This is a genomic window from Streptomyces sp. NPDC001914, from assembly GCF_042891215.1.
Lineage (GTDB): Bacteria > Actinomycetota > Actinomycetes > Streptomycetales > Streptomycetaceae > Streptomyces.
Map to the genome: position 1 here is coordinate 834,338 of NZ_JBIASW010000001.1, position 21,965 is coordinate 856,302.

Genomic DNA, 21,965 nt, shown 5'->3' on the forward strand with positions numbered 1-21,965 from the left:
CGCATTCACCTATTGGCGTTTCGGTGATGTGAGAGGGGGGTGAACGGGGCCCCACCGTCGAGGAATTGCTCCGATTTCCGGCACCCCTTCCCGGGTCCGCGATTGACCGGATCAATACGCCCGTCCGTCGCCCCACTGGTTCAACATTGACCAGCCAGTAACAATGGGTCTACCTTTCAACGCGTTTCGAGCAGGCTTTCTTCATCGGTGTTCCCGGGCTGCCGCAGGTCCCGCTGGAATCCGACGCGCCGCCATCGTTGTCGTACCGCATCCCCCACCAGGCAGTCTCAGCTTGATTCGGAGAATCATGACGTCTGCTGTGCGTAACGAGGACATGATCATCGGCATCACCCCGTTCGGCGAACCCGACGCCCGGCTCGCCGCGGCGGTCTGCCGGGCCGGCGGGCTCGGAGTGCTCGACCTGGGCGACGGGGACCGAAGATCCCGCGACGCGCTGGAACGACTGTTCCGCCTCGCGCCGGGCCCGTTCGGGGTGCGGATCGGCGCACGCTGCCAGCTGGACCCCGTCGATCTCACCCGCGAGACCGGTGGCGCCGGCGGGCCGGACACCGTGGTCCTTGCGGTGGACGCGCCGTGGCAGGTCGGCGACCTGGCCGCCGGCCACCGGGTGCTGGTGGAGGTGACGGATCTCGACGAGGCGCGTGAGGCGGTGCGCGCCGGGGCGTACGGTCTCATCGCCCGCGGCAGTGAATGCGGGGGCCGGATCGGCGAGTTGAGCACCTTCGTCCTGCTCCAGCGGCTCCTCTCCGCGACCGACGTGCCGCTCCCCGTCTGGGCCTGCGGCGGAATCGGCCCCCGGACGGCGGCCGCCGCGATGGTCGGCGGGGCCGCCGGAGTGGTGCTCGACAGCCAGCTCGCACTGCTCGCCGAGTCGTCACTGCCCGAGGCCGCAGCCGCTCAACTGCGCTCCCTTGACGGTTCGGAGACGACCGTGCTGGCAGGTCACCGGGTGCTGCTCCGCCGCGGCCCGGACGCGCCGCGCATCGCCGGGAACGACCCGGAGACGGTGGCGGCGGCACTGGGCGCGCAGGATCCCCGTACGCAATTGCTGCCGGTGGGTCAGGACGGCTTCCTGGCGGCTCGGTTCGCACGGCAATGGGGTGATGTACGCGCAACCTTAAGGGCGTTGACGGACTCCGTCCACGACGCCGTACACGACGACAGTGCCGCCGGGGCGCTGGACGCGGACTCCCCGATGAGCCGGGCCCTCGGCACCCGACTGCCCGTCGCTCAGGGGCCGATGACCCGGGTCAGCGACCGTGCCGAGTTCGCCGCGGCGGTGGCCGAGGACGGCGCGCTGCCGTTTCTCGCGCTGGCGCTGGCGGACGGCGCGCGCACCCGGGCGATGCTGACCGGGACCAAGGCCGCCATGGACGGGCGGCCCTGGGGTGTCGGCGTGCTCGGCTTCGCGCCGGAAGAGGTGCGAGCCGCCCAGTTGGAGGCGGTACGGGAGCTGCGGCCGACGCACGCCGTCATCGCCGGCGGGCGCCCCTCCCAGGCGCGGGCGCTGGAGCAGGACGGGATCCGCACCTTCCTGCACGTGCCCTCGCCGGGTCTGCTGCGGCAGTTCCTGGAGGCCGGGGTCCGCCGGTTCGTGTTCGAGGGTTCCGAGTGCGGCGGGCACGTCGGCCCGCGTGCCGGTTTCCCGCTCTGGGAGGCGCAACTCGCTGTCCTGGAGGACTTCCTGGACGCGGACGGCAACAGCGGCCAGGGGGATGGGAAAGACGGGGAGACCGCAAAGACGCTTGAGGTGTTCTTCGCGGGCGGTGTCCACGACGAGCGCTCGGCGGCGATGATCGCCGCGCTCGCGGCACCGCTGACCTCGCGCGGGGCCGCCGTCGGGGTCCTCATGGGGACCGCGTACCTGTTCACCGAGGAGGCGGTCGCGTGCCGCGCGATCCAGCCACTCTTCCAGCGCCAGGTGCGGGCCGCCGAGAGGACCACCCTTCTGGAGACGGCGCCCGGTCACGCCACCCGCTGTGTGCCGAGCCCCTTCACCGACGGATACCGCGAGCACGAGGAGCGGCTGCGGTCCGCGGGCGTCACCGACCGGCGGATCTGGGAGGAACTGGAGCAGCTCAACATCGGGCGGCTGCGCCTGGCGAGCAAGGGCCTGGAACGGGACGACAGCGGCGCGCTCGGTGCCGTCGGCGAGGATCGCCAGCTCGGCGAGGGCATGTTCATGGCCGGGGAGGTGGCCGTGCTGCGCTCGGCCACCACCACCGTCGCGGCGCTGCACCGGGCGGTGACCTCCGGGGGTGCCGGTTTCCTCACGGAGCGGGCGGCGGGCCTACGGGACCGGCTGGGCGAGCGGCCCGGCGGCCGGCGGAGCGGGTCCGGGACCCGGGAGCCGGTGGCGCCCGCGCCACTGGACATCGCGGTCGTCGGGATGGCCTGCATGTTCCCCGAGGCACCCGATCTCCCGACCTTCTGGGCGAACGTCGTCGGCGGCCGGGACGCGGTCGGTGAGGTCCCGCCCGAGCGCTGGGACCCGGCCGTGCACTACGCGCAGCGCGACGACAACACCGCCGGCGCAGACACCTCCAGCGGCAGCCACCCCCCCGGCGGGACCGTCCCCTCCAAGTGGGGCGGCTTCCTGCCCCGGATCCCCTTCGACCCGCTGCGCTACGGGATCCCGCCGGCGTCGCTCGGCAGCATCGAGCCGGTCCAGCTGCTGTCCCTGGAGGCCGCCCGGCGCGCCCTGGAGGACGCCGGATACGGGGACGGGGGAAGGGAGTTCGACCGGTCCCGTACCTCGGTGGTGTTCGGCGCGGAGGCGGGCAGCGACCTGTCCAACGCGGCCACCCTGCGGGCCGTGCTCCCGTCGTACCACGGGCGCGTCCCCGAAGGCCTCGACGGCCAGCTGCCCCGGCTGACCGAGGACTCCTTCCCGGGCATGCTCTCCAACGTCATATCCGGCCGTATCGCCAACCGGCTGGACCTCGGCGGCGCCAACTTCACCGTCGACGCCGCCTGCGCCTCCTCGCTGGCCGCGGTGGACGTCGCGTGCAAGGAACTCACCGGCGGCACCAGCGATGTCGTCCTGTGCGGCGGCGCCGACCTGCACAACGGCATCAACGACTACGTCCTGTTCTCCTCGGTGCACGCGCTCTCCCCCACCGGCCGCTCCCGCTCCTTCGACGGCTCCGCGGACGGCATCGCGCTCGGCGAGGGTGTCGCCTGCGTCGTCCTGAAACGGCTGGCGGACGCGGAACGGGACGGCGACCGGATCTACGGCGTGATCAAGGGCCTCGGCAGTTCCAGCGACGGCCGTTCGCTGGGCCTGACCGCGCCCCGCCCCGAGGGACAGCGCTCGGCGCTGGAACGGGCCTACCGCAACGCGGGCGTCTCACCGGCCGAGGTCGGGCTCGTCGAGGCGCACGGCACCGGGACGGTCGTCGGCGACCGCACCGAACTGACCGTCCTGGGCGAGGTGTTCGGCGGGGCCGAGCCGGGGGGCTGTGTGCTCGGTTCGGTCAAGTCGCAGATCGGGCACACCAAGTGTGCCGCCGGGCTGGCCGGGCTGATCAAGACGACCCTGGCGCTGTACACCGGCGTCCGGCCGCCCACCCTGCATCTGGAGCGCCCCAACGCGGCGTGGGACGAGGAGAACAGCCCGTTCGCCTTCCACACCCGGGCCCTGCCCTGGGCGGCTCCGGCCGCACAACGGCTCGCCGGTGTCAGTGCGTTCGGCTTCGGCGGCACCAACTTCCATGTGGTGCTGGGCGCGTACGCGGACGACGGCGCACCGACGCAGGCGCTGGACGTCTGGCCGGCCGAACTGTTCGTGTTCCGGGGCCGGGACACGGCGGCGGCGCACCGGGCCGTCGAGGAACTGCTCGGGGCGGCGGAGGCCGACGGCCGGCCGTGGCGGCTGCGCGACCTGGCGCTGAGCGCGGCCCGCCGGGCCGATGCCTGTCCGGATCCGGCCCGGGTTGCGGTCGTGGCCGCGGACGTGGACGAGCTGATCGGGCGGCTGCGGCGGGCGCTGGCCGGGGAGCACGATCCGGCGCACGGCGTCCATCTCGCCGGGGACCCGGCCGGGGGCAAGGTCGCCTTCCTCTTCCCCGGTCAGGGCAGCCAGCGCCCCGGAATGTTCACCGACCTGTTCGTGGCCTTCCCCGAGCTGCGCCACTACCTCGAACTCGGCGCCGAGCACGCAGGACGGCTGTACCCGCCCGCCGCCTTCGCCGACAGCGCACGCGAGCGGCAGCGGGCGGCGCTCACCGACACCCGGGCCGCGCAGCCCGCACTCGGCATCACCGGGCTCGCCGCCCACGCCCTTCTCACCACGGCCGGGGTACGGCCCGACATGGCCGCCGGGCACAGCTACGGCGAACTGGTCGCCCTGAGCGCGGCCGGCGCCCTGAGCCCCGGGACGCTTCTCGCGCTCAGCTCCGAACGGGCGGCGGCCATCCTCGCCGCCGCCGGGGCGGACCGCGGAGCGGACCCGGGGACCATGGCCGCGGTCACCGCCGGCGCCGCGGAGGTCGTACGAGCCCTGCGGGAGGCGAAGGCCCCGGCCGGCGTGGTCGTCGCCAACCGCAACGCGCCCCGCCAGACGGTGATATCCGGCCCGTCCGACGACGTCACGGACACCGTGCGCCTGCTGCGCGAGGCGGGCTACGAAGCCCGGCTCATCCCCGTCGCCTGCGCCTTCCACAGTCCCTTGGTCGCCGGTGCGGGCGCCCGGTTCGCCGAGGCGCTCGCCGCCCGTCCGGTGCGCGCACCGGAGTTCCCCGTGTGGGCCAACCGCACCGCGGCGCCGTACGCGGCCGATCCGGACGCGGTGCGGGCCGAACTCGCCGCGCAGATCGGCGCCCCGGTCGGGTTCGTCGAGCAGATCGAGGCGATGTACGAGGCGGGGGCCCGGATCTTCGTCGAGGCCGGGCCCGGATCCGTGCTGACCGGGCTGGTCGGAAGGATCCTCGGTGGGCGGCCGCACCGGACGGTCGCCTGCGAGCCGCGCCCGGACAGCGGGGTGCGCGGCCTGCTCGACGCCCTGGCCCGACTGGCCGTCGCCGGGCTGCCGGTGCGCACCGGCTGGCTGCTGCGGGGCCGCGACGCCGTCGACGCCGTGCGCACGCCGGCGCCGAGGAGGCCCGGCTGGACGGTCGACGGGCAGTTGGTACGCACCGCCGCAGGAGACCTCCTTCCCGGTGCGCTCGCACCGGCCCGACGAGTCGTGGAGACGACTGTGCCGACGAACTCCCCGCACGCCGTCCCCTCCGCCGGGGACGATCGCCACGGCCCGCACGGCCAGGACCGCCGCGACGCCCAGGACGCGCTGATCGCCGAGTTCCTGCGCACCAGCCGCGAGATGGTCGCCGCCCAGCGTGACGTGCTGATGACCTACCTCGGGGCGGTGCCCGGGGAGCGGACGGCCGCGCCTCCCGCGCCTCTTGCCCCGTCAACATCCCCCGCTCTCCCAGCACTTCGGGACACCACGGCCGTCGCGCACTCGGTGGAGCCGCCGCAGACGACTCCACGGACGTCCGAACCAGCACAGGGCACCGGGGCGCCGACGGGACAAGCGCCCGACACCGCATCCGCGGCGGGCCGGGGCGTCGACGTCCAGCGCATGGTGCTGGAGATCATCAGCGAGCGAACCGGCTATCCCCTCGACATGATCGAACCCGATCTCGACCTGGAGGCCGACCTCAGCATCGACTCCATCAAGCGGGCCGAGATCGCCGGCGAACTGGCCCGGCGCCTCGGCGCCGGGAACGGCGCGGACCTCATCGGTGTCGACGACGCCGAGTTGGAGGAACTGGCGAAGGCACGGACCGCCGCCGCGGTGACCGACTGGCTGACCGCGCGGCTCTCCGGCCCCGCGGACCCGGCCGCACCTACCGGCAAGGGCACGGAAGCGGTCCCGTCAGCCGACGCCGCTCATGCCGACGAGGCAGCTGAGGTCACCGAGGCCGCTGAGTCCACTGAGGCTTCTGTGGTCACTGAGGCAGGCGAGGCACCGGAGGCGTCCGGCCCGGTCGAGGCCGTGCAGGCGAAGGCCGGCGCGATAGTGGACGGCAAGGCGGAGAACGCCGAGGAGCTACGCGGTGAGGGGGTGCGTGGCGAGGCGCCCAAGCGGTACCTGCTCCGGTCGGTGCCCCTCGAGGAGGACGGCGCCGCGGCCGATCCGACGGCCGTCCTGTCCGGGACGCGGTGGGCCGTCCTCGGCGACGCCCCGGAGATCGGCGCCCGGCTCACCTCGTACGGCGCCGACGTCGTCGTACGCGACCGGGAGCATCTGCTCACGCAGGACGACGGCCCGGTCGACGGGGTCCTGTACCTCGTGACGGGTGGCACGCCGGTGTTGCCGGACGCCTTCCCCGTCCTGAAGGCCGCCCTGGCCCGGGGGCCGGGACAGCTGCTGACCCTGCGTGTCGTCCACGGGGACGGACCGGACACGGTGGCGGCGGGGCTGCGCGGCTTCTTCCGGACCGTGGCGCGCGAGTACCCGCGGACGGTTGCCCGCACGGTGGAGGTGGCGGTGGCGACCGCGTCGGCCGTCCCGGAATCCCGGGCCGCCGCAGGCACCCGAACCCGCGCCGCCGCGGACACCCGGACCACCGCAAGCACCCGCACCTTCCCGGACCCGCTGACCGTCACCAACACCCGCGCCGCCGCAGAGGCCCGAACCACCGCGGACAAGCTGACCGTCACGAACACCGGCTCCGCCGCGGACGCCCGGACCTCCACAGACGAATTGACCGTCACAAGCACCGGCGCCGCCGCAGACACCCGGAGCTCCGCAGACACGCCGGCTGTCGCCCACACCCGCGCCTCCACGGACACACTGACCGTCGCGGACGCGTTGCTGCTCGCGGACGCGCTGGTCGACGAGGTGTGCGCGTCCGACCGCGCCCCGGTCGTCGTGCGCCGACCCGAGGGCCGGTTCGCCCCGGAGCTCGTCGAGTCACCGCTGGGAATCCTCGGCGGCACCGGCGCGGGACCGGCCGGTGCCGGGGCGGCCGAGGCCGCCGCGCTCGGCCTGGACCGGGACGCGGTGATCCTGCTGGCCGGAGGGGCACGCGGCATCACCGCGCAGTGCGCCGCGGCCCTCGCCGCCGCCGGCCGGTGCCGGCTCGAACTGCTCGGCAGGACGCCCGCGCCGGACGGCCCGGAGGCCCCGGACACGGCGGCCGCCCGCACCCCGGCCGCACTGCGCGCGGCACTCGCCGCCCGCGGCGGGACGACACCCGCCGCGATCAACCGCGCCGCCGAACTCCTCCTCGCCCAGAGGGAGATCACCGCGACACTGGCGGAACTCACGGCGCTGGGCAGTCAAGTCCGCTACCGCTGCGTCGACTTCCGGGAGCCGGAGGCGGTGCTCCAGGCGGTGAAGGAGATCCACGCCGAGCACGGCCGCCTCGACGGCGTCGTCTACGCGGCCGGGGTGATCGAGGACCGGATCATCGCCGAGAAGACCTCCGCATCCTTCCAACGGGTCTACGGCACGAAGGCGGGCGGCGCCGACGCCCTGCTCTGCGCACTGGAGGAACTGCCCGACGGACCGGCGTTCACCGTGCTGTTCGGCAGCATCGCCGGCGTCCTGGGCAACCGGGGCCAGGCGGACTACGCGGCGGCCAACGACGCTCTTCAGACCTTCGGCGCGGCCTGGGCCGCCCGTACCGGGCACCGGGCACTGACCGTGCACTGGGGACCGTGGGCACCCGCGGCCCGGCACGGCGGCATGGTCGGACCGGAACTGGCCCGCGCCTACGGCCGACGGGGCATCGGCCTGATCGACCCCGAGGAAGGCACCGCGGCCCTGCTGCGTGAACTCGCCTGGGGCGACCCGTCGGCCACCGCCGTCGTCCACACCGCCTCGGGCTGGTGAGGGATCCGGTGACGGATCCCTCCGTGAGCGGGGTGACGCGGCGTCAAGACCCGGTCGCCATCGTCGGCATGGCGGTGCTCATGCCCGGCGCCCGGGACCTGGAGGCGTACTGGCTCAACCTGCGGGACGGGGCGGACGCGATCACGGAGGTGCCGCGGGGGCGTTGGGACGCCGGGTACTACCGCCCGGGCACCGCGTCCGCGCCGGCCGTCGCCGACCAGGTGTACTGCCGCAGGGGCGGGTTCGTGGACGCGGTGGCCGAGGTGAACGTGACGCGGTTCGGGATCATGCCGAACTCGGTGGCCGGCATCGAGCCCGACCAGCTCATCGCGCTGCACGTGGCCGCCGCGGCCCTCGCGGACGCGGGCGGCCCGGACCGGCTGCCCGACCGGCGGCGCGTCGGCGTCGTCCTCGGCCGGGGCGGCTATCTCACCCCCGGCCTGGTCCGGCTCGACCAGCGGGTGCGCACGGCCGGACAACTGGTGCGGACCCTCGGCGAACTGCTGCCCGACCTGACGAGCACTCAACTCCAGCGCGTACGGGCTGCGTTCACCGAACGACTCGGGCCAGACAGTCCCGACGCGGCGATCGGCCTGGTCCCCAACCTGGCCGCCTCCCGGGTGGCAAACAGACTCGACCTGCGCGGCCCCGCGTACACGGTGGACGCCGCCTGCGCCTCGTCGCTGGTCGCGGTCGACCAAGCGGTGGGCGAACTCTCCTCGGGACGCTGCGACCTGATGCTCGCCGGAGGCGTCCACCACTGCCACGACATCACCCTGTGGAGCGTCTTCTCCCAACTACGCGCCCTCTCCCCCAGCGAGCGCATCCGTCCCTTCCACCGGGACGCCGACGGCCTCCTCGTCGGCGAGGGCACCGGGGTCGTCGTACTGAAGCGACTGGCCGACGCCCGGCGCGACGACGACCGGATCTACGCGGTGATCCGGGGCACCGGGGTGGCGAGCGACGGCCGGACCTCCGGCCTCGTCAACCCCGATCCCGGCGGTCAGGCGAGCGCCGTGCGGCAGGCATGGTCCGCCGCCGGACTCGACCCGGCCGCGCCCGCCTCGGTCGGCCTGCTGGAGGCCCACGGCACCGCGACACCGGTCGGCGACGCGGCCGAACTGGCCACACTCGCGGCGGTGTTCGGTCCCAGTACGGGATCGGACACGGACCGCGCGGTGATCGGTTCGGTGAAGTCGATGATCGGGCACACCATGCCCGCCGCCGGGGTGGCCGGACTGGTCAAGGCCGCCCTCGCGGTGCACCACGCCACGCTGCTGCCGACCCTGCACTGCGACGACCCGCACCCCGCGCTGGCCGCGACCCGCTTCCGGACGCTCGACAAGGCCGCCCCCTGGGAGACCTCGCCCGGCGAACCGATGCGCCGTGCCGCGGTGAACGCCTTCGGCTTCGGCGGGATCAACGCGCATGTGGTGCTGGAGGAGGCACCGGCGACCGGCGCGGCGGCGCCCGCCCCGACGGCCGGGCGCTCGGCCATACGGGTCGCCGAACCCGAGCGGGTCCTGCTGCTCGCCGCGGACGGCCCGCAACCGCTCGCCGCCCTGCTGGACGCGGACGACGGCTCGGTACGCTCCGCTGGACTCGACCCCGCGCTCCCCCATCCGGCCGCGGGCCGGGCCAGGCTCGCCGTCGTCGACCCGACCGCGAAACGGCTGGCCCTGGCCCGCCGGGCGGTCGGCCGGGGCCGCCCCTGGCACGGCCGGGGCGACGTCTGGTTCCGGCCCGGCCCGCTCCTAGGTCCCGGCCAGGGCAAGCTCGCCTTCGTCTTCCCGGGCCTGGAGGGCGAGTTCGCCCCGCGCGTCGACGACGTGGCCACGCACTTCGGCCTGCCCCTCGCGGTGCCCGACGGCGAGCGTGTCGGTGACGTGGGCCGGCACGGACTCGGCGTCGTCGCCGTCGGGCGCCTTCTCGACGCCGCACTGCGTCGCATGGGTGTCGTGCCGGACGCGGTCGCCGGGCACAGCGTCGGCGAGTGGACGGCGATGACGGCGGCCGGACTGTATTCGGGGGACGAGGTCGACGCCTTCATGGCGGGCTTCGACCCGGACTCGGTCACGGTGCCAGGTCTCGCGTTCGGCGCTGTCGGCGCGCCCGCCGACCGTGTACTGGACGCTCTGGATAGGGAGTTCACGGGCTCCGGTCTGGTGCTCTCCCACGACAACGCGCCGGGCCAGTCGATGGTATGCGGGCCGGGCGGCGCGGTCGAGGAGTTCGTCCGCTCGTTCCGGGCCCGCGGTGTGCTCGGCCAGGTGCTGCCGTTCCGGTCCGGCTTCCACACGCCGATGCTGGCGCCCTACCTCGGGCCGATCAGGGAGGCCGCGCGGCGGTTCCGGCTGCATCCGGGGACCGTCCCGGTGTGGTCGGGGACGACCGCGGCGCCGTTCCCCGAACGGGATGCGGAGGTACGGGAATTGTTCGTCCGGCATCTTCTGGAACCCGTGCGCTTCCGGCAGTTGACGGAGGCCCTGTACGCGGCGGGGCACCGGACGTTCGTCCAGATGGGCCCCGGACAGCTCGGGTCGCTCGTGGACGACACCCTCGGCGGCCGTGACCATCTGGCCGTGGCCGCCAACTCCCCGCACCGCAGAGGACTCGCGCAGTTGCGCCGGACGGCCGCCGCACTGTGGACGGCGGGGGCGGCCGTGGCTCCCGCCCTGCAGACCAGGATCTGTACGCACGCCGCAGCCGGGCCCCGTTCGCGCGACGCCGCCGAGATCCGTACGCACAGCGCCGCCGAGACCGGTACGCACACCCTGGTAGGGACCGGCACAGACGCCGCTGTCGGGATCGGCACGAACGCCGGGATCGGCACGAACGCCGGGATCGGCACGAACATCGGGATCGGTACGAACGTCGGGATCGGGACCGGCTCCGACGACGACGCGCTGTTGCCGCAGTCGTCCGTCCCGCGCGACCGGGACGGCACGCCGTCGTCGCGAACCTCCGTACGACTCGACCTCGACGGCGCGCTCATCTCGCTCGGTGATGCCGAACTAGCGCGCCTGCGAGGCGAATTGGGGGCAGCCCGCCCCGCTCCAGGCTCCGCCGCCGGGTACGGGCTGGGCGCGCTCGGCGAGCGGTTCCCGGCCGCCGCCGAACTGGACGCCCTGCTGCGCGAGACCGCGGACACGGCCGCCGCGCTGATCGCCGCGAGAACCGTCGGCCGGCCACCCATCACGCCCCCGCCCCCCGTCCCCGCGCCAGCCCCTCCCTCCGGTCTGGCCCCCGCGTCCACGTCCGCCTCCGCGCCCGGCAGTGCCGCCGCCGCCATGCCCGACGCCCCGTCCGGCGCCATGCCCGCCGCCGAGACGCGGCCGACGGGCACCGCTGTCCGCTCCTCGCTCGTCCGTGTCTCGCCGGAGACCATGCCCTATCTGCTCGACCACTGCTTCTTCCCCCAGCGGGCCGGCTGGCCGGACGTGGCCGACCGCTGGCCGGTCGTCCCGGCGACCACGATCGTGCAGCATCTGATGGACGCGGCCGGGCAGGCGGCGCCGGGCCGGGTTCCGGTCGCGGTGCACGGAGCCCGGTTCGAGGAGTGGCTGACGGCCACCCCCGCCGTCGACGTGCGGGTCACGGCGGAGTCCGTGGCACCGGACCGCCTCGCGATGTCCTTCGGCCCCCGGGCACGCGCCACCGTGGAACTCGCCTCCGGCTACCCCTCCCCGCCGCCCGCCCGATGGCGGACGGACCCCGCGGGCGAGCGGGCGCCGGATCACACCGCGGCCCAACTGTACGGCGAGCGCTGGATGTTCCACGGCCCGGCGTTCCAGGGGGTCACCGAACTCACCGCCCTCGGCGAGCGGCACATCCGCGGGATCATCACCGCCCCGGCCGCGCCCGGTGCCCTGCTGGACAACGTCGGCCAGATCCTCGGCTACTGGATCATGTCGACCCGCTCCGAGCGGACGGTCGTGTTCCCGGTCGGGATGCGGGAGATGCGCTTCCACGGCCCGCATCCGGCCCCGGGGACGGAGGTGGCGTGCCTGGTGCGGATCACCTCGCTCACCGACACCGTGCTGGAGGCGGACGTACAGCTCTCGGTGGCGGGCGCGGTGTGGGCGGAGCTGCGCGGCTGGCAGGACCGCCGGTTCGACAACGACCCGCACACCCGGCCGGTGGAGCGCTTCCCCGCGCGCAACACCCTGTCCGAGGCCCGCCCGGGTGGCTGGTCGCTGGTGCACGAGCGGTGGCCTGACCTCGCGTCGCGCGACCTGATCATGCGCAACTCGCTCGGCGGGCAGGAGCGTTCGGAGTACGCCGGGCACGCTCCGCGCGGCCGTCGGCAGTGGCTGCTGGGCCGGATCGCGGCCAAGGACGCCGTACGGCAGTGGCTGTGGGACCACGGCGAGGGTCCGGTGTTCCCGGCTGAACTGCGGGTGCGCAACGACGACATGGGACGCCCGTACGTCACCGGGGTGCACGGGCGTGACGTGCCCCCGCTGGACATCTCGCTGGCCCACCGCGCGGAGGCGGGCGTGGCGATCGTACGGCCGCACACACCCGCTCCCGGTCCCGGCATCGACATCGAGGAGGTCACGGTCCGCGACCCGCAGACGATGGCGACCGTGCTCGGCGCGGACGAACTGCGGCTGCTGCGGCGGCTCTGCGCCGCCGACGGCGACAACGGCGGCCACAGCGACGACAGCGGCAGCGGCAGCGGCAGGGACATCGAGGCACTGTGGTTCACCCGGTTCTGGACCGCCAAGGAGGCGGTCGCGAAGGCGGAGGGCACCGGTTTCGGCGGCCGCCCGCGCGACTTCACCGTGCTCGAGGCGTCCCCGGACGGGGACACCCTGACCGTCTCCGGGCGCCTGGAGCGCGCGTACGCGGTGCGGTGCGCGCCGGCCGCGAACCCGCCGGGACTGGCCGACCGGGCCTATGTCGTGGCTTGGACCACGGGACCCGTCGGACCGACGGGACACCCCCACGAGGAGGAGTACGCCCCATGAACGCCACCCCCCGCCCCGCCGACACCACCCCGCACCCCGTCGGCCCGGACCTGGTCCTCGCCGACATCGCCGGACTGCTCGCGCGGCTCATGGAGGACGAGTACGGCCTCGACGACGTCGAGATCGGCATGGACACCACGTTCAACCGCGATCTGGAGCTGGAGAGCATCGACCTCGTGACCCTGGCGGGGCTCCTGGAGGAGCGGTACGGCGGGCGGGTCAACTTCGCCGAGTTCCTGGCCGGGATGGAGTTCGACGAGATCATCGAGCTCACCGTGGGGCGGCTCGTCGAGTACGTCGTGACCAGCCTGAAGGCGGCGGAGGCGAGCTGACGCATGGCGATGGTCGACGCCGGTGGACTCCGGTTGCATGTACAGCGGATCGGCCCCCGGGACGGCCGGACGGCCACCGGCACCGTCGTGCTGGTCCACGGTCTGCTCACCGACAGCCTGGCCAGCTACTACTTCACCGTGGCGCCCGCCTTCGCGGCGGCCGGTCTCGATGTCGTCATGTACGACCTGCGGGGCCACGGCCGCAGCGAACGCCCGCCGGACGGCTACACCCTGGACCACAACATCGACGACCTGGGGGCCCTGCTGGACCGGCTGGCGGTGGGCGGACCCGTGCACCTGGTCGGCAACTCCTACGGCGGCACGATCGCCTTCGGCTACGCGGAACGCCACCCGGAGCGTGTGGCCAGTGTGTCCCTGATCGAGTCCGAACCGGCCACCGCCGCCTGGGCGTCGAAGCTCGGCGGCATCCTCGACCGGGTGGTGACGCAGCTGGCGCACAACGAGCCCGACGCCCTCGCCTGGATCACCGCCAACCGGGGCCACAACACGGCGCGGCTGGCCCGGGGCGCGGCGCGGCTCGCCCGGGACACCTCCCTCGGCCGGGACATCCCGGCCAGCCGAGTACTGACGGACGATCAGATCACGGCGATCCCCCATCCGGTGCTCGGCGTGTACGGCGGTGACTCCGACCTCGCCGAACTCGCCCCCCGGTTGGAGTCGTTGCTCCCTGACTGTCGGACGGTGGTGATCCCCGGTCACGAGCACTCGGTGCTGGTGGAGGCGGCCGGGACCGTGGGCGGCCACATCCTGGCGCTGATCCAGGGCACTTCGGCGGACCGGCGGGTGGGGGCCGAGGCAGGGTGAGCGGATTCCTCTTCGTGGTACCGCCGTTGGTCGGCCACATCAACCCGGCCGTCGGGGTCGCCGACCGGCTGCTCGCGCGCGGTCACCGGGTGGCGTGGGCCTGCGCCGACCCCGGTCTTGTGGGGCGCCTCGCGGGTGACCGGGCGCCGGTGTTCCCGTGCGCGGGCCCGGTACCGGGGGTGGGCGAGGCACGGCGGCCGCCGGGCCTGCGGGGGCCCGAGGCGTTGAAGTTCCTGTGGGAGTGGTACCTGCTCCCGCTGGCCGAGGCGATGGCGCCGGGAGTGCGGGCGGCGGTCGAGGCGTTCCGTCCGGATGTGGTCGTCGCCGACCAGCAGGCGTTCGCGGGTGCGCTGGTCGCCGAGCGGGCGGGGCTGCCGTGGGCCACCTCGGCGACCACCTCGGCCGAGTTCGCCGACCCTCTGGCCGGGCTGCCGAAGGTCGCGGAGTGGGTGACGGAGCGCTTGACCGGACTGCGTGCGTCCGTCGGGGATCCGGCGGGCGACACCGATCCGCGGTTCTCTCCGTATCTGGTGCTGGCGTTCAGCACGGTGGAGCTCGCCGGTGCGCGGGCCGCCGGGCGGGGCGGCCCGGTCCGCTGGGTCGGCCCGTCGGTCACGGCCAGACCGGCCCCGGCCGGCTTCCCCTGGGACTGGCTCGATCCCGGCCGGGCCACGGTGCTGGTGACCCTCGGCACGGCGAACGCGGATGCCGGCGGGCGTTTCCTCGAGGTCTGCCGGGAGGCCCTGCGGGCGCGGGCCGACCGGGTACAGGCGGTCGTGGTCGACCCTGGGGGCGCGCTGGGCACGGACGCCGGCTCGTCCCCGGGCGACTTCCGCCACCCGGGGAGCTTCCCCCACCCGGGCGGCATCCCGTCCCCGGACAGCGACCGGCCCCCGGTCGACATCGTGTCCCGGCACGGCGTCGCGTCCCCGAACGGCACCAGGGTCGCGTACGGCAACAGTGCCCCGTACGACACTCGGCCCCCGCACGGCCACGACAAGGATCTGCTGGTCCTGCCCTCCGTGCCCCAACTCGCCCTCCTCGAAAGGGTCGACGCCGTGATCTGCCACGCCGGCCACAACACCGTGTGCGAGGCGTTGTGGCACGGGGTTCCGCTCGTGGTGGCGCCCATCCGCGACGACCAGCCGGTGGTGGCCGGTCAGGTGACGGACGCGGGGGCGGGCGTCCGGGTCAGGTTCGGCCGGGTGACCGCCGACCAGCTGGGCGCCGCGCTCGACGCCGTACTGCACGAACCCGGGCACCGTGCCGCCGCCGTTCGGATCGGGACGGCGTTCCGCGCCGCCGGGGGCGCACCGGCGGCCGCGGACAGCCTCGAACAACTCGCCAGGGAGTACCGATGAATGAGCGGACGGAGCAGTCGGCAGGACACACCTCCGAGCGGCCGACCGGGCAGGCCTCCGAGCCGCCGACCGGCCAAACTGCCCGGGAACGGTCCGGACGAGAGGCCGGGGAGCCGGTCGGGCAAAATGCCGGCGAACCAGCCGGACATGACGCCGAGCGGCCGACCAGGCGAGCCACCGGAAACCCGGCGGAGCGGGCCGTCGCCGAACCAGACGGCCAAACTGCCGGAGACCCGAGCGGGCAACCCAGCCGCGCCGAACGACCAAACGAACAAGCCGCGGGAGAACCGGCCGGACAAGACCCCGAGCCCCCCACCAGGCAAGTCACCGGAAACCCGGCACAGCAGACCGTCGACGAACCAGACGGGCAGGCTCCCGGAGACCCTGCCGGGCAGCCCGGCCGCGCTGAACATCCAAACGAACAAGCCGCCGAGGAACCGACCGGACAAGGCGCCGAGCGGCTGGCCGGGCACGCCGCCGGAGACGCGGTCGGGCAGGTCGCCGCGGAACCGCCCGGGAACCCCAGCCGTGCCGAGCAGGTGGCCGGCCTGCGACCCGGCTACCTGGCCGATCTGGCCAACGGCACGGCCCGCTTCTTCGAACCGCCGCGCACCACCTGCCCCTGGTGCGGCTCCGGCCGGCTGACCGCTCGCCTGCGCACCACCGACCTGCTCCAGCACAAGCCGGGCCGGTTCGTCCTCGACCGGTGCGAGGCCTGCGGGCACGTCTTCCAGAACCCCCGGCTGAGCGAGGCCGGGCTGGAGTTCTACTACCGCGACTTCTACGACGGGCTCGGCGAGAAGCGGCTCGGCGACACCTTCGGCGGCCGCACCGGGATGTACCGCGACCGCGCCGAGTCGATGCTGCCGCACGACTCCGCCCCGAAGACCTGGCTCGACGTCGGAACGGGGCACGGCCACTTCTGCGCGACCGCCCAAGAGGTGCTGCCCGGCACGGTGTTCGACGGTCTCGACTTCACGGACGGGGTCGAACTCGCCGCCCGCGAGGGCCGGGTGGAGCACGGCTACCGCGGCGCCTTCCCCGACCTGGCACCGGAACTGGCCGCGCGTTACGACGTGGTGAGCATGTTCCACTACCTGGAGCACAGCACCGACCCCGACCGAGAGCTGAGGGCCGCCTGGCAGGCGGTGCGGCCCGGCGGCCATCTGCTCATCGAGGTCCCGGACCCCGAGAGCCGCTACGCCCGGCTCCTCGGCCGCTGGTGGCTGCCCTGGCTCCAGCCGCAGCACCTGCACTTCGTTCCGGTCGCCAATCTGCGCCACCGGCTGGCGGAACTGGGGTTCACGGTGGTCGCGCAGCAGCACGCCGAGCCGCACGATCCCGTGGACCTGCTGGCCGCCGTCTGGCTGGCACTGGACCACGCCGCTCCGCGCGAGGACGCCCCCTGGCTGCCAGGACCTCCGGGCCCGCTGCGCCGGGCCGGACGTACGGCCCTGCTCGTCGCGGGAATCCCGGCTCTGATCCTGGGCACGCTGCTGGACCGCTTCGCGGTCCGCCCCCTGGCGCACCGGCTCGGCGTGTCCAACGCCTACCGTCTGGTGGCCCGCCGGGACTGACCACGTACGAATCCGACACCGCGGGTGGGCGGCCCCGGACAGGGCCGGTCACCGAACCTCGACTCCAACCCTGCGGTCTTGCAGGTCAAAGGCCCCGCGATCCAGGTGCTCGTCAGCCCTCGGCGGCCGACCCGGCGGACGACGACGCCGGTCCCGAGTCGTCCCCTTCGTCAGTCTTGCTCGACAACAGCTCCCAGAAGTAGCCGAGTTGTTCCGCCATGTCGATCTCGGGGTTGTACATCCACTGCGTCTGCAACCCGTCGAGCAGGGCGAACAGGATGACGGCCAGCCGGTCGGGGTCCAGTCCGGCCGGAAGCGTGCCGGCGGCCTGGTGCTCCACGATGGACGCGGCGGCGGCGGAGCGGGCCGTTTCGTAGCGATCCCGGAAGTAGGCGTGCGCGGGATGCCCGGGCTCGGCGGCCTCCGAGGAGAACCGGGCGTAGAGCTGGACGAGGCCGGGGACCTCGGCATTGTGCCGCACCAGCGACGTGACCGCGCCGGGCAGGTCGGTCAGCGCGGGCCGGCCCTCGTCGTCCACGGCACCGAACACGTGCTGGTCGACCTCGTCACGACGGCGCAGGATCTCGACGAAGAGCTGCTCCTTGCTGCCGAAGTAGTGCAGCAGTCCCGTCTGGCTCAGCCCCACCGCCTGGGCGAGCTCGCGCACGGTCGCACGGCTGTATCCGGCCCGCGCCACGATGTCGAGAGCGGCGTTGAGGATCTCCTCGCGCTTGGCGATGCCCTTCGCGTACGAACCACGTCGTGCCATGCGCAGGACTTTACGGCACCGGAAATTTCCTGGTGAGACCCCTTGTCGGTGAAACCCGAACGGCATACGGTTTTTATGTCGGCGACGCGGGCCGCCAGCGGTGGCGCGGCCGCGCGCAGGCCCTTCCTGATCGAGGGCTCGCCGGCACCGAGGACGGGAGTGGGCCGCGCTTCACCACGTGGCCCACGGCCCGGCCGACCCGCGCGCCCGCCGTTCCGCGTCGCGGACGGCGAACGCCGTACCGCCCTCCCCTCACGTCGGCAGGGCGTCGCTCAACCTGAGGAGACCTCCGTGACCTCGCACAACCCCGCTCCGCTGTCCCTGGAGCAGCAGGCCGCCCTGGGCAGTGGTGCCGACTTCTGGAGCACGAAGGAGGTCGGGGACGTCCCGTCGCTCGTGCTCACCGACGGTCCGCACGGGGTGCGCCGGCAGGTCGGCGCCACCGACCACCTCGGCCTCGCCGGGAGCGAGGCCGCCACGTGCTTCCCGCCCGCCGTCGGACTGGGCCAGAGCTGGGACGCGCGGCTGGCCGGGAAGGTCGGCGCGGCTCTCGGCGTGGAGAGCCGCGCGCTCGGCGTCGACGTGCTGCTCGGCCCGGGCATCAACATCAAGCGGGATCCGCGCTGCGGCCGCAACTTCGAGTACTACTCCGAGGACCCGTACCTCTCCGGCCGGCTCGCCGCATCCTGGGTGCGGGGCCTGCAGGGCACCGGCGTGGGCGCGTCCCTGAAGCACTTCGCCGCCAACAACACCGAGCACGACCGGATGCGCTCCAGCTCCGACATCGCCCCGCGCCCGCTGCGCGAGATCTATCTGCGGGCCTTCCAGCACGTGGTGCAGACGGCGCAGCCGTGGACGGTGATGTGCTCCTACAACCGGATCAACGGCACCTACGCCTCGGAGAACCACTGGCTGCTCACACAGGTGCTGCGCGACGAGTGGGGCTTCGACGGTGTCGTGGTCAGCGACTGGGGCGCGGTCCAGGACCGGGTCAAGGCCGTCGCGGCCGGCCTCGATCTGGAGATGCCGGGCAACGGCGGAACCGCCGACCGGCAGGTCGTGGAGGCGGTCGAGGCGGAGGGGCTGGACGCTGACGTCGTCGCACGGGCGGCCGCACGCGTGGTCGCGCTCGCGGCGAAGGCCGAGGCCGGCCGGGCCGCTCCGGTCCCCGCGTTCGACGCCGAGGCCCATCACGCGCTGGCCCGCCAGGTCGCCGCGCGCTGTGTCGTCCTGCTGAAGAACGAACCCGTCGACGGGCGGACCGTGCTCCCGCTCGACACCGCCCGGTCCCTCGCGGTCATCGGCGAGTTCGCGCGGAGCCCGCGCTACCAGGGCGGCGGAAGCTCTCACGTGAACCCGACCCGTGTCGACATCCCCCTCGACGAGATCCGCGCCCTGGCCGGCGGCGCCGACGTCGGCTACGCGGCCGGCTACACCACCGACGGCAGCGGCGACGCGGCCGCTCTGCGGGACGAGGCCGTCGGCGCCGCCGCCGCGGCCGACACCGCCGTGGTCTTCCTGGGGCTCGCCGCCCACCAGGAGTCCGAGGGCTTCGACCGCGAGCACATCGAACTGCCCTCCGAACAGCTGGAGTTGCTGGCCGAGGTGGTCCGTGCGCAGCCGCGCACGGTGGTCGTCCTCTCGCACGGCGGCGCACTGCGCCTGGGCCCCGTGGCGGAGGCGGCGCCCGCCGTCCTCGACGGGGCGCTCCTCGGCCAGGCGGGAGGCGGGGCGCTCGCGGACGTGCTGTACGGCCGGGTCAACCCGTCCGCGCGGCTGACCGAGACCGTCCCCGTCCGCATCCAGGACACCCCCGCCTTCCTGGACTTCCCCGGCGAGCACGGCCATGTCGCCTACGGCGAGGGGCTGTTCGTCGGCCACCGCTGGTACGACGCCCGCGACATCGAGGTCGCCTTCCCCTTCGGGCACGGCCTGTCCTACACCTCGTTCGCCTACGCCGACCTGGAGTTGACCGCGGACGCCGAGGGCGTCACCGCGCGGGTCACCGTCACCAACACGGGCGGGGTGGCCGGCCGTGAGGTGGTCCAGTTCTACGTGGCCAAGCCGGACTCGTCCGTCGTCCGCCCGCCGCAGGAGCTCAAGGGCCACGCCTGCGTGGACCTCGCCCCGGGCGAGAGCGAGCGCCTGAGCGTCCTCCTGGACCGCGCGGACCTGGCGTACTGGGACATCCGCGGAGATCGCTGGGTCGTGGAAGGCGGCACCTACGAGGTGCGCGCCGCCGCCTCCAGCCGCGACATCCGCGCGACCGGCACCGTCGAGGTGACCGGAGACGCTCTCGTCCTGCCGCTCACCCTCGATTCGACCCTCGGCGAGGTCATGGCCACCCCCGGCGCCGCAGAAGCCCTGGGGGTGCTGATGCCGATGCCGCAGGTCGCGGCCGACAACGACGTCCTGGGCGTCGACATGGCCAGGATGATGGCCTCCATCCCGGTGGGCCGACTGCTCGCCTTCGCCGGCGGCGCGGTCACCCCCGCCGACCTGGACAAGCTGCTGACTCAGCTCAACTCGGCCCAGGCCTGACCATCCGCCGGAGGCGGGGTGGCGGTCGGCGCACCGGAGGTGGGGCGGTGGCCGCCGCCCCACCCCTCGGCACCCGGCCCGGCCGCCGCACCCCGCGGTACCCGGCCCGGCCACGCCGCCGCACCCCGCGTTACCCGGCCCCGCCACGCCGACCCGTGGTACCCGGCCCCGCCGCGCCGCCCCTCAGTCCCCGAGCCCCGCCACGCCGACCCGTGCCCCAGGCTCCTGACCGGTACCCGCCTCCTCGGACCGTCGCACTCCAAGTCCCGTCCCCTGAAGCGCCGTTGACCGCGCCCACGGGGCGTTCATCGCCCGATCCGGCCGCCACGCCGAACCGCTCCGCCGGCCGACGCGACCCTCCGCTCCGCTCGCACGACAACGAGGTCGTCATGACTACCGCACCCACCGGCCCCGAGCCGACCACCACCACAGCCGCCGAGCCGCACCCGGACAAGGCCCGCCCGTCCGGCGAAAGACGGCTGCTGGCCGGACTGATGTCCAACAGCATCGCCCTGTACGCGATCTACGGCGCCGTCCCGGCAGTCCTCCTCGCCAACCTCGTGGCGGACGTCGACCCCGACTCCAAGTCCACCTCCCTGGGCATCATCAGTGCCGTCGGTGCCTTCGGCGCCATGCTCGCGAACCCCATCGCCGGTGCCCTCTCGGACCGCACCCATGGCCGCTTCGGGCGCCGCGCACCCTGGATGGCCGGCGGCGCGCTGCTCGGCGGACTGTCCCTCATCGCGCTCGGCGCGGGCAACAGCCTGCTGTGGATCGGCGTCGCCTGGGCCCTGACGCAGATCTTCCTCAACGGTCTGCAGGCCCCGCTGACCGCCGTCATCCCGGACCGCACCCCCGAGGACCGGCGCGGCGTGTTCTCCTCCGCGGCCGGGCTGGCCCAGATGCTGGGCGCGGTCGCGGGCACCGCCGTCGCCGCGGGCTTCGCCGACGCGCTCGGCCTCGGGTTCGCCGTCTTCGGTGTGCTCGTCATCGTCGGCACGGCGATCTTCCTGCTGCTCAACAGGGAACCGGCCGCCGCCCCGCAGGCCGAGCCCTTCCGCTGGAAGACCTTCCTCGCCGGCTTCTGGGTCAGTCCCCGCCGGCATCCCGACTTCGCCTGGGCGTTCCTCGGCCGCTTCCTGCTGGTCCTCGGCTACTACTGCGTCTCCTCCTACCAGCTGTACATCCTCGACGACTACCTCGGACTGGGCCGCGACCGGGCCAACGACCTGGTGCCGCTGCTGAGCGTGGCCATGCTGCCGGGCATGATCGCGATGATCGTGGTCTCCGGGCCGTGGTCCGACCGCGCCGGCCGCCGCAAACCCTTCGTCGTCGGCTCCAGCGTCGGCATGGCCGTCTCCCTCGCACTCCCCCTGCTCCTGCGCAGCGAGGCGTCGATGTTCGCCTACTCGATCGTCTGCGGCTGCGCGTTCGGGATGTACATGGCCGTCGACACCGCCCTGATGACCCAGGTGCTGCCCCGCCCCGACGACGCCGCGAAGGACATGGGCGTGCTGAACATCGCCAACGCCCTCCCGCAAGCCCTGGCACCCGCGGTCGCCGCGGCGGTGATCGCGGCCCTGGGCGGCTACAGCGCGCTGTTCGTCTCGGGCATCGTCCTGGTGCTCCTCGGCGCGCTGAGCATCCTGCCCATACGCACCGTGCGCTGACCCGGCCGGGAAGGGTTCGGGAGACCGCGGCCGAACGCCGTCCCGCTCCACCG

At 74.0% G+C, this 21,965-nt stretch carries 9 protein-coding genes; 8 read left to right on the forward strand and 1 reads right to left on the reverse strand.

Annotation, left to right across the window (positions count from 1 at the left end; genetic code table 11):
* Window positions 1-307: 307 nt before the first annotated feature.
* From ACFYYF_RS03990 to ACFYYF_RS04015, 6 genes are all read left to right on the forward strand, one after another.
* Window positions 308-7,864: an SDR family NAD(P)-dependent oxidoreductase gene (locus ACFYYF_RS03990; RefSeq protein ID WP_388771138.1), complete on the forward strand. Its 7,557-nt coding sequence runs from the start codon at window positions 308-310 to the stop codon at window positions 7,862-7,864.
* 32 nt (window positions 7,865-7,896) lie between these two features.
* Window positions 7,897-12,837 carry a beta-ketoacyl synthase N-terminal-like domain-containing protein gene (locus ACFYYF_RS03995; protein ID WP_388771556.1) on the forward strand — a complete coding sequence of 1,647 codons (4,941 nt, stop codon included), beginning with the start codon at window positions 7,897-7,899 and terminating at the stop codon, window positions 12,835-12,837.
* Window positions 12,834-13,169, forward strand: coding sequence for an acyl carrier protein (locus ACFYYF_RS04000; RefSeq protein ID WP_361675804.1), 336 nt, complete (start codon window positions 12,834-12,836; stop codon window positions 13,167-13,169). The genes ACFYYF_RS03995 and ACFYYF_RS04000 overlap by 4 nt, the downstream gene beginning before the upstream one ends.
* Before the next feature lie 3 nt (window positions 13,170-13,172).
* Entirely contained in the window at window positions 13,173-13,994 is an 822-nt protein-coding gene (locus ACFYYF_RS04005) for an alpha/beta fold hydrolase (RefSeq protein ID WP_388771142.1), read from the forward strand.
* Window positions 13,991-15,355, forward strand: coding sequence for a glycosyltransferase (locus ACFYYF_RS04010; RefSeq protein ID WP_388771144.1), 1,365 nt, complete (start codon window positions 13,991-13,993; stop codon window positions 15,353-15,355). The genes ACFYYF_RS04005 and ACFYYF_RS04010 overlap by 4 nt, the downstream gene beginning before the upstream one ends.
* A 539-nt stretch (window positions 15,356-15,894) precedes the next feature.
* Window positions 15,895-16,932, forward strand: a complete 1,038-nt coding sequence (locus ACFYYF_RS04015) for a class I SAM-dependent methyltransferase (RefSeq protein WP_388771147.1) — start codon at window positions 15,895-15,897, stop codon at window positions 16,930-16,932.
* Window positions 16,933-17,044: 112 nt separating this feature from the next.
* Here the strand turns inward: ACFYYF_RS04015 and ACFYYF_RS04020 are convergent, their stop codons facing one another.
* Window positions 17,045-17,701: a TetR/AcrR family transcriptional regulator gene (locus ACFYYF_RS04020; RefSeq protein ID WP_388771149.1), complete on the reverse strand. Its 657-nt coding sequence runs from the start codon at window positions 17,699-17,701 to the stop codon at window positions 17,045-17,047.
* Window positions 17,702-17,992: 291 nt separating this feature from the next.
* On the opposite strand from ACFYYF_RS04020, the gene ACFYYF_RS04025 reads away from it, so the two are divergent.
* Together ACFYYF_RS04025 and ACFYYF_RS04030 are read left to right on the forward strand one after the other, a co-directional pair.
* On the forward strand, window positions 17,993-20,242 hold the full coding sequence (locus ACFYYF_RS04025) for a glycoside hydrolase family 3 C-terminal domain-containing protein (protein ID WP_388771151.1): 2,250 nt from the start codon (window positions 17,993-17,995) through the stop codon (window positions 20,240-20,242).
* Between the two features lie 389 nt (window positions 20,243-20,631).
* Window positions 20,632-21,912 (forward strand): MFS transporter, encoded by a 1,281-nt coding sequence (locus ACFYYF_RS04030; protein WP_388771152.1) that lies wholly within the window; start codon window positions 20,632-20,634, stop codon window positions 21,910-21,912.
* Window positions 21,913-21,965: the final 53 nt, after the last annotated feature.